The organism is Frankia sp. CeTa3Moorea (assembly GCF_978021225.1).
In genome coordinates this window covers 40,532-49,509 of the sequence record NZ_CDXDOR010000022.1, presented here as the reverse complement: position 1 = coordinate 49,509, position 8,978 = coordinate 40,532, and the positions used below count along the sequence as shown (strand labels likewise).

The window sequence follows — 8,978 nt, the reverse complement described above, 5'->3', positions numbered from 1 at the left end:
CACGGGGGTCGGGCACGCTGCGCGGGCTTCTCCACGAACCGGTTCGAGAAGTACGCGATGAACGTGCTGACCGCCGCCGCCACGACGACCGACGGCCACAGCCCGATCCGGGGCACCAGCTGCCCGTTCGCAGCCGAGATCACCGGATAGTGCCAGAGGTAGATACTGAAAGTGATCTTTCCGAGGAAGGTCATCCGCGGACCACCCAGCAGGCGAACCCAGCAGGCGTCGCGACGCAGGTCGGCGCCCAGAATGACCACGGCACCGAGCAGGGCGCTGGGCAGGTAGGCGGCATGGTCGAGCCAGTTGGCGTCATAACCGTCCTTGTCCGGCCCAAGGAAGGCGAAGAAGATCAATCCGATCCCCGCGACGAGGCCGAAATCGGCGATCCGACGGCCCGCCCGCCAACGCTCGACCGTCGCCGCCGTGACAGGGGTCATCGTGCCGATCTGCTGGGCGTGCCGGCGGCGGCGCGGCGCGGTCAGGCCCGGCTCCTCTGCGACGAGGGCGCGCAGGCGGGTGTCACGCCAGACCGCCAGCAGACAGCCGATCAGCAGCGGGGTGACGTGCGTGTCCAGCGCGAGGTACACCCGCGAGTGCGGGGCGCCGCCGACGGCCACGGTCCAGGTCCAGACCGCCGCGAAGGCGATCATGGCGAGAAGTATCTTCAGCAGGTGCGCCCGGAACCGGTCCGAGCGGCTGACAATCAGGAACAGCCCCGGCCACAGGAGATAGAACTGCTCCTCCAGGGACAAGGACCACACGTGGGCCAACCATCGCCCACCGGCGGCAGGATGTAGGACCTTGTACCAGTTGTTGACATTGAAGAAGGCGGAGAGCGCACTCCCGATGTAGTCGTCCCGGAAGGGGATGTCGTTCCATTTGAATGCCACTGTCACCACGAGCCCGACGAGCAGGTACACCCACATCGCGGGCATCAGCCGGTAGGCCCGGCGCACCAAGAATCGACTCACCGAGATCGTCCCGGTCCGGCTGTGTTCGGTCAGCAGGAGCGCGGTGATAAGAAATCCACTCAGCACGAAGAAGACGTCGACGGCGACGTTGCTGGCATGGATCGCGCCCATGTGGCCGGCGAGGATGGTGTAGATACAGACGATCCGCAACCCGTCCAGCGCCGGGTTGTACGCGAACTTCGCCGCGGCGGCAGCCGCCGAGGGCTCGGCCGGCCCGGCCGGCACGGAGGGTCCGGCCGGCGGCTCCCAGCCGGCCGGGGTGCCGTCGCGCTTTATCCTTGTCGCCTCAGTCTGCTGCGGAGCAAGCCGCATGATGACCGTCGCCTCCTCCAGCGGGCGCCGGCAGTCCCGGCACCGACGCCCGACACTCAGGGTGACCGCACGGTGCCGCGGTGACCCGAGCGTGAGTCGCTCCCGAACCACGCCTCCGGTCGGACCAATGGCCCGGACGCGGGTACCCGTATCACTCCGCTACGCCAGCGAAGTCAGACACCACTGTGCGAATGACGCAAGACTAACGGATCGGAAAATTCAGGGCGAGACGGGTACCAGTGGCCACAAAACAACGTCACACCAAAAAAAAGCGACGCTGTGCGCACGGTTCATTACGAAGACACATCGGCCGAACCATGGCGTCACGGTGCGTCAGAGAAAAGGGGGGAGATCGCCGGCTGGGAGAGCCGCGGCAGAGGCGCCCACGCCGTCTCTCCCGCGCGCTACTCGGGAACCCGGGCAATCACCAGGAGCGTACGAAACGGCTCGACGACGACACCGTCAGGAAAGGCGCGCAGCATCGTGCGACGCTCCGCGTCGAGGAAATCGCCGAGGCGATCGCCGATGGCCGCGACGTAGGACTTCGACCGCTGCCACGTGAGGTAGTCATCGATGTTAATCCGGCGCCGCCATCGGCCGGTCAGAGTGACGACCTCACTGAAGTGGCCGGTCCACCGCAGCTCGTCGGCGAACGGCCGCGCACGGTACCCGCGGTGATATCCGGGGTTCATCCGCTCGAGCCGTTCCTGCTGGCGCTGCCACCACCGGTACTCCTCGGCGTCGACGTCGTTCCACCACACGGCGAGGGCTCCGCCGGGCCGCAGCACGCGGGCGGCCTCGGCCGCGGCGGTCGGCACATGTACCCAGTGCCATGCCTGGGCATAGCAGACCAGGTCGGCAACCTGGTTCCGGAAGGGCAACGCCTCCCCGTCCCCGCACACCGTGGGCAGTCCGGGGCTCCGCTCGCGCAACCGCGCCAGCATGTTCGGCCCGGGTTCCACCGGTACCACCCGCGCGCCCCGGCCGATCAGCAGGCGCGTGGCGATGCCGGTCCCGGCGCCGACGTCAAGCACGTCCGCGCCGCGCAGCGGCCGCCCGAGGAACCGCTCGACGTCACGGAAGATGTGGTCGGGATAACTCGGCCTGGCCGCGGCGTAGGCATCCGCCAACGGGTCGAACAGCGAGCCGGTGGGGGTACGACCAGAAGGGACGGACACTCCGCCATGGTGGCACTCGACCATAGCGGCGATCCACGGGAACGGTGTCAGCCCCGGACGCGGGTCAGCTGTCGGTGGATCAGCTATCGGTGGATCAGCCGTAGGTGGAACGGAGTCCTGCGGCGGACGGTGCGGCGAAGTGCAGACGGGTGAACGCCAGCGCCTCGGCGAGTTCGGCCTCGCGCTGGGCGCGCGACTCGGCCCGCCTGGTGTTGATCTCGACCACCACGGTGCCGGCGAAACCGCCAGCGGCCAGCAGTTCGAGCAGCTCGGCACAGGGCTGCGTGCCACGACCGGGGACGAGATGTTCGTCTTTGGCCGAGCCCAGACCATCGGCCATGTGCACGTGGACCAGCCGCTCGCCGAGAAGCTCGGCCATCTCGAGCGGGTCCGAGCGGGACACACTCGTGTGCGACAGGTCGAGGGTGACATGCGCGTAGTCATCCTCGACCGGGGACCAGTCCGGGGCATAGGCGGAGACCTCCCGCCCCCGCGCCCGCAGCGGGAACATGTTCTCCACCGCGAAGCGGATGTCGGTCTCGCCGGCCATCCGCTCGATGCCCGTCACAAACTCGCGGGCATAGTCCCGCTGCCAGCGAAACGGAGGGTGGACGACGACCGTCGACGCGCCGAGCGTCTCAGCCGCGGTACGGGCCCGCACCAGCTTCGCCCATGGATCCGTACCCCAGACCCGCTGGGTGAGCAGCAGGCACGGCGCGTGAATGGCCAGAATCGGGATGCCGTGATAGTCCATCAGCCGCTTCAGCGCCTGCGGATCCTGGCTGACCGGATCGGTCCAGACCATAATCTCGACCCCGTCATACCCCAGCCGCGCCGCCATCTCGAAGGCCGAGGCGGTGGACTCGGGATAGGTCGAAGCCGTGGAGAGCGCTACGCGGGCACCCGGAGCGGTCGTGACCAGCTCGGGCGCTCCGCGCGGGACAACGGGCGAGGAGCCACCGCCACCACCGCAGCCGCCGCCGGGCCCCGGACCGCCCGCGGCCCTGCCGGACGAGATCGGGGCGGGAGCCATCGCGGTCGGCGCCACCGACCGCGCGTCGTCACGCCATGCCTGCAATCCGTCTCCCTGCCGCGCGAGCCGGGGGTTGGCCGTCATGACCGACCTCTCTCCCAGGCTAGGCCATCTCCGCGGGCCCGCCCGCACAGACATCCGCGGGATGACGGTTGGAACCCCCCTATCGCCCGTGACAACGGCCACATCAGGCAATTACGCACCTCGAAAGCACTTTCTGCAACTCCCATGTCACCCTCTGCTGGGTAAAGGGAATTCATCGCTCCGGCGTCAGGATGAGGTGAGCCAGTCCAGCCGGCGCAGGATCACCCCTTCACGCAGGGCCCAGGGGCAGATCTCCACCTCGTGGATGGCAAACAGACCGAGAGCCTCGTCCGCGACGACCGCCCCCGCGACCAGCTGGGCCGCCCGGGAGGCGGAGACGCCCGGCAGCGCCGCGCGTTCCTCGACCGACATCCGGCACACCTTGGCCGTCACCTCCGCGAGGTCGTCCCGGCGCAGCACCCGGCGGGTATAGGGACCGCGGCTGTAGGGCTCCGCACCGGCGATCCGGGCCAGCGACCGGAAGGTCTTCGACGTCGCCACCGCCCTCGTGTGCTCCCCCAGGGGGTAGATCGTGCCCACGATCGGCGCGATCTGGGACCGGACATAACGGCGCAGCTCGCTGAGCTCGGACCGCTTGGGCGGGTCGCTCGGGACCAGCCAGTCCCGGGTCAGCCGGCTCGCGCCGAGCGGCAGGGATGCGACCACCTCGGGATCCTCGTGCATGCCGGCGCCGATCTCCAGGGAACCACCGCCGATGTCCAACGCCAGCAACCGGCCGGCGCTCCAGCCGAACCACCGGCGGACGGCGAGGAAGGTCAACCTGGCCTCCTCCTCCCCGGGCAGGACGCCGATGGCGACCCCGGTGGCCTCGCCCACCCGGCGCAGGACCGCCTCTCCGTTGGTGGCGTCCCGCAACGCCGACGTGGCGAAGGCCGCCAGATCGTAGACCCCGAGCGCGTCGGCCTGCTGGCGCATGTCCAGAATGCAGGAGGTCAGGGCGCGCTCTCCGGCGGCGTCCAGCGCCCCGTCCGCGTCGAGCAGTTCCACCAGCCGCAGCGGCACGCGCACGCTGGCGGCCGGCTGTGGCTGGCCGCCCCGGTGCGCGTCCACGACAAGCAGGTGGACGGTGTTCGAGCCGATGTCGATCACACCAAGACGCATCGGACCGGGATGTGGACCCGCCGGGAGCGGACTCACCGCGGCCGCCTGCCGTCCCGGAGCGACAGCGGCGTCGGGCTGCGCCACGATCTTCGGAAACCACGCACCCGGACACACGCCACCGAGCACCTCTTCACCGTTCCCTCCGGCCGCGACCGCCGGGGTCACGGCTCGAACTTGTATCCCAGTCCCCGAACGGTCACCAGGTGCCGCGGGTTGCCGGGTTCGTGCTCGATCTTTGTCCGCAGTCGTTTGACGTGGACATCCAGGGTCTTGGTGTCGCCGACGTAGTCCGACCCCCAGACCCGGTCGATCAGTTGGCCCCGGGTCAGCACCCGGCCCGCGTTGCGCAGGAACATCTCCAACAGCTCGAACTCCTTGAGCGGCAGGGTGACCGTGGTCCCGTCGACGGTGACGACATGGCGCTCAACGTCCATCCGGACCGGGCCTGCCTCCAACGTCGCGTCCCCCACCTCCTCGTTCTCCGACCGCCGCCGCAGCACCGCGCGGATCCGCGCCACCAGTTCCCGGGCGGAGAACGGCTTCGTGACGTAGTCGTCCGCTCCGAGTTCCAGCCCGAGCACCTTGTCGATCTCGCTGTCCCGAGCGGTCAGCATGATGATCGGCACAGTGGAACGGGTTCGCAAGGTTCGGCACACTTCCGTGCCCGACAGGCCCGGCAGCATGAGGTCCAGCAGCACAAGATCAGCCCCCCGCCGATCGAACTCGGCCAGCGCGCTGGGGCCGTCGGCGACGACTCCCACCTCGAAGCCCTCCCGTTCCAACATGAACGACAACGCGTCGGAGAAGGACTCCTCGTCCTCGACCACGAGCAGCCGGGTCACCTGTTCGCTCCCCTTGTTACGTTGGACGGACCGGCCGACCCGGACCGCTTCCTGTTACTGTCGATGGGACGGGTGGACCCGCCGCGTTCACTGGTCATGACCAGTACCGTTCACCGTTCACGAACCGCCACCGAGTTCATCATCGCCATGATGTTCATCATCGCCATGATGTTCACCATCGCCCCGACCGCGGGCGTCGGCACCGACCCCGACGACGTCGAAGCCATCCACCCCGTCATCCTCGCGGGTTTCGTCCGGGCCGTCCGTCATCGCATCGTCATCGTCGCCGGTGAACAGCGGCAGCCGGAGCGTGAAGGTGGAACCCGCGCCCTCGGCGCTCCACACGGAGACCACGCCGCCGTGATTGGTCGCGATGTGCTTGACGATGGCGAGCCCCAGGCCGGTCCCACCGGTCGCGCGGGATCGCGCCGGATCCGCCCGATAGAAGCGTTCGAAGACCCGTTCCAGGTCCTTCTCCGCGATCCCGATGCCCTCGTCGGCGACGGAGATCTCCACGGTCCCACCGCTGCGCCGGACCCCGAGCACGACCCGGGTGCCACGCGGCGAGTAGCTGATCGCATTGTCGAGCAGGTTCGCGACGGCGGTCACGAGCTGGCCCTCGTCCCCGCACACCGGCAAGTCATCGTCGCCGATCACCACAACCGAGATCGCCTGGGCCTGCGCTGCCAGCCGGGTGCGGTCGACCGCCTCGGTGAGCACCGCGGACGCCCGCATCGGCCGCAGGTTGGGCAGCGGATCGGCGCCCTGCAGCCGGGAGAGATCGATGATCTCCTGAACCAGACGGGCGAGCCGGGCCGATTCGTGGGTCATCCGGGAGGCGAACCGGCGGACTGCCACCGGGTCCTCGCAGGCCGCGGCGACCGCTTCGGCAAGGACGTGCAACGCACCGACCGGTGTCTTGAGCTCGTGGCTGATGTTCGCCACGAAGTCCCGACGGACGGCCTCGACCCGACGCGACTCGGTGATGTCATCCACGATGACGGCGACATGACCGGACGAGTCCAGCAGCCGGGCCCGGGCACGCACCGCCAGCCCCTCCTGGTCCGGTCGGGGACGGGTGAGGGGGGGCTCGGGGACGGGCGGCAGCTCGAGCTGCCGCTCCTGGTCACTGCCCGCGAGCCGGGTGGCCCGGACGAGATCGGCCAGCTCCGCCACCGCGATCTCGTCGGCGGCGACCACACCCATGCGTCGCGCGACCGTGTTCACCAGGACCACCCGGTCCGCGGTGTCGAGGACGAGCAGACCGGTCGGCAGGCCGGCGATCACCCGACGCACGAGCTTCGCCGGCAACGTCATGCCGCCGGTGTCCCCGCCGGACGCCGAACCAGTCGTCAGGTCAGTCGTCAGGTCAGTCGTCGAACCGGCTGTTCCAGGCACTGCTGTCATCGTCCACCATCGTCCACTCACCCTGCACGGCCTGCCGACCTGCACGAGCTGCACGAGCTGCGGATGCGGTGTGTACCGGTTGTCATGGCATCCGCCGACCTGTCACCCACTCGCCGCATGCTAGGTGTCCGCATGCCACCTAGGTATTGCTCTGCAAGCCTCCACCGCCGATCGTCGCTAGCTGTTCATCAGACCCATCGCCAAAGTTCACCAGAGAGCGAGAGGTCCGCATCATCGTCAGAGCCGGAGCGACGCAAGTACCCAGGACCACCATGATCAAGTCAATCCCTCAGGATCTCTGACCCCTCGATCCGCCACCGAATGAGAAGGAGCCGTCCGTGCGGGACGCCTTCACCGACGAACTCGATAGCATCAACCAGTCCCTGATCGAGATGACCAACCTGGTCGCCTCGGCCATGGCCCGGGCCACCACCGCTCTCCTCGACGCCGATCTCCAACTCGCCGAAAACGTCATCAGCGGAGACGAGACGGTCGACCTGCTGCGCAACGAGATCGAGGAGCGGGCCTTCGACGTGATGGCCCGCCAGGCCCCGGTCGCCACCGATCTGAGGATGATGGTGGCCACGCTGCGGATCGTCGCCGACCTGGAGCGGATGGGCGACCTCGCCCTGCACGTGGCGAAGGTCGCCCGTCGGCGCTATCCGGGCCGGGCGATCCCGCCGGAGCTTCGTGCGACCATTCTGGAGATGGGGCAGGTCGCGCAGCGCATCGTCGCGAAGGCCGGATCGGTGATCGCCAGCCGGGACACCGACCTCGCCAAGCAGTTGGAGGCCGACGACGATGCGATGGACGGGCTGCACCGCGCCCTGTTCCACATACTGATCGAGAAGCCCTGGCCGCACGGGATGGAGGCGGCGATCGACATCACTCTCTGCGGCCGGTACTACGAGCGGTACGCCGACCATGCGGTCTCGGTCGCCCGCCGGGTGCTCTACCTGGTCACCGGGGATTCCAGCCGCGCGTGAGGGCACCCGGGGGATCCGCCCCCGGCCTCGCGCGCGTGGCCCCCACGCACGGCCCGACGGTTCCCCGCGTGCATCCCGCCGACGCTATGGCGGCTGCCCGAGATGGCCCGCGACGGTGGCACGGGCCGGTCAGGGCTATAGGACTCGGTCGGGACTATATGGCTATAGTCCCGACTATTTTTAGTCTCGACTATCTTCTCGATTACTTTTCCGACTACTTCCTGCTGCCCTGCGCGGCGACGGCGGCCGCGGCGAGCGCCGCGGCGTCGGGGTCGAGGTACCCCGAGCTCACCACACCCAGCTGGTCGTCCAGCTCATAGCGCAGCGGGATGCCAGTGGGGATGTTGAGCCCGGCGATGTCGGTGTCGCTGATATGATCGAGATGCTTCACCAGGGCACGCAGTGAGTTGCCGTGCGCCGCCACCAAAACGGTGCGGCCGGTCCGCAGGTCCGGCACGATCGCGTCGTACCAGTAGGGCAGCATCCGGGCGACGACGTCGGCAAGGCACTCGGTCCGCGGGATGACGTCGGGGGCGAGGTCATCGTAGCGCTCGTCCACCCCGCTGACCTGCTCCGGACCGATCTCCGGCGGCGGCGTGTCGTAGGAGCGACGCCAGAGCTGGAACTGCTCCGCGCCGAACTTCTCCAGCGTCTCCGCCTTGTTCAGGCCCTGCAGGCCGCCGTAGTGCCGCTCGTTGAGTCGCCAGGTGCGGCGAACCGGAACCCAGGTGCGCCCGGCGGCGTCCAGCGCCAGCCAGGCGGTGCGGATCGCCCTGGTCAGCAGGGACGTGTGCACCACGTCCGGCAGGACGCCGGACTCCCGCAGCAGCTCACCCCCGCGAGTGGCCTCCTTGGCACCCTTCTCGGAAAGATCAACGTCCACCCAGCCGGTGAACAGGTTTTCGCGGTTCCAAATGCTCTCACCGTGGCGGAGCAGGACGAGCGTCGGCATACCCGAGATCCTGCCCGCTCGGCGGCCCGCTCGGCCAGCATTGCCGGTTGTTGCCTGTGGCTCCCCGGCTCGGGGCCGGTCGTGCCGG

Annotated in this window: 8 protein-coding genes; 1 reads left to right on the top strand and 7 read right to left on the bottom strand. The window is 68.9% G+C overall.

Annotated elements, in window-relative coordinates; translation table 11 throughout:
- The 6 genes from AC08OV_RS06780 to AC08OV_RS06755 all read right to left on the bottom strand — a co-directional run.
- On the bottom strand, positions 1 to 1,286 hold a 1,286-nt coding region (locus tag AC08OV_RS06780; protein WP_476619450.1), incomplete at its 3' end, for an acyltransferase family protein.
- Positions 1,287 to 1,690: 404 nt separating this feature from the next.
- On the bottom strand, positions 1,691 to 2,488 hold the full coding sequence (locus AC08OV_RS06775) for a class I SAM-dependent methyltransferase (RefSeq protein ID WP_476613563.1): 798 nt from the start codon (positions 2,486 to 2,488) through the stop codon (positions 1,691 to 1,693).
- A gap of 70 nt (positions 2,489 to 2,558) precedes the next feature.
- A complete protein-coding gene (locus AC08OV_RS06770; RefSeq protein ID WP_476613566.1) occupies positions 2,559 to 3,497 on the bottom strand; it encodes a sugar phosphate isomerase/epimerase family protein in 939 nt (312 codons plus the stop codon).
- 270 nt (positions 3,498 to 3,767) lie between these two features.
- Positions 3,768 to 4,868, bottom strand: coding sequence for a Ppx/GppA phosphatase family protein (locus AC08OV_RS06765; protein WP_476604482.1), 1,101 nt, complete (start codon positions 4,866 to 4,868; stop codon positions 3,768 to 3,770).
- Entirely contained in the window at positions 4,865 to 5,545 is a 681-nt protein-coding gene (locus AC08OV_RS06760) for a response regulator transcription factor (protein ID WP_011434934.1), read from the bottom strand. The genes AC08OV_RS06765 and AC08OV_RS06760 overlap by 4 nt, the downstream gene beginning before the upstream one ends.
- Positions 5,546 to 5,662: 117 nt before the next feature.
- Positions 5,663 to 6,952 (bottom strand): sensor histidine kinase, encoded by a 1,290-nt coding sequence (locus tag AC08OV_RS06755; protein WP_476619449.1) that lies wholly within the window; start codon positions 6,950 to 6,952, stop codon positions 5,663 to 5,665.
- 338 nt (positions 6,953 to 7,290) lie between these two features.
- Between AC08OV_RS06755 and phoU the strand changes: the two genes are divergently transcribed.
- Positions 7,291 to 7,938, top strand: a complete 648-nt coding sequence (phoU, locus tag AC08OV_RS06750) for a phosphate signaling complex protein PhoU (RefSeq protein WP_476612439.1) — start codon at positions 7,291 to 7,293, stop codon at positions 7,936 to 7,938.
- A gap of 214 nt (positions 7,939 to 8,152) precedes the next feature.
- Here the strand turns inward: phoU and AC08OV_RS06745 are convergent, their stop codons facing one another.
- Complete coding sequence (locus tag AC08OV_RS06745; RefSeq protein ID WP_476612440.1) at positions 8,153 to 8,890, bottom strand: phosphoglyceromutase; 738 nt, start codon at positions 8,888 to 8,890, stop codon at positions 8,153 to 8,155.
- Between the last annotated feature and the right edge of the window lie 88 nt (positions 8,891 to 8,978).

Bases quoted from the DNA above. Each gene is read 5' to 3' on its own strand.
- AC08OV_RS06775 (WP_476613563.1), bottom strand. From the start codon at position 2,488: ATGGTCGAGTGCCACCATGGCGGAGTGTCCGTCCCTTCTGGTCGTACC.
- AC08OV_RS06770 (WP_476613566.1), bottom strand. From the start codon at position 3,497: ATGGCTCCCGCCCCGATCTCGTCCGGCAGGGCCGCGGGCGGTCCGGGG.
- AC08OV_RS06755 (WP_476619449.1), bottom strand. From the start codon at position 6,952: ATGACAGCAGTGCCTGGAACAGCCGGTTCGACGACTGACCTGACGACT.
- AC08OV_RS06745 (WP_476612440.1), bottom strand. From the start codon at position 8,890: ATGCCGACGCTCGTCCTGCTCCGCCACGGTGAGAGCATTTGGAACCGC.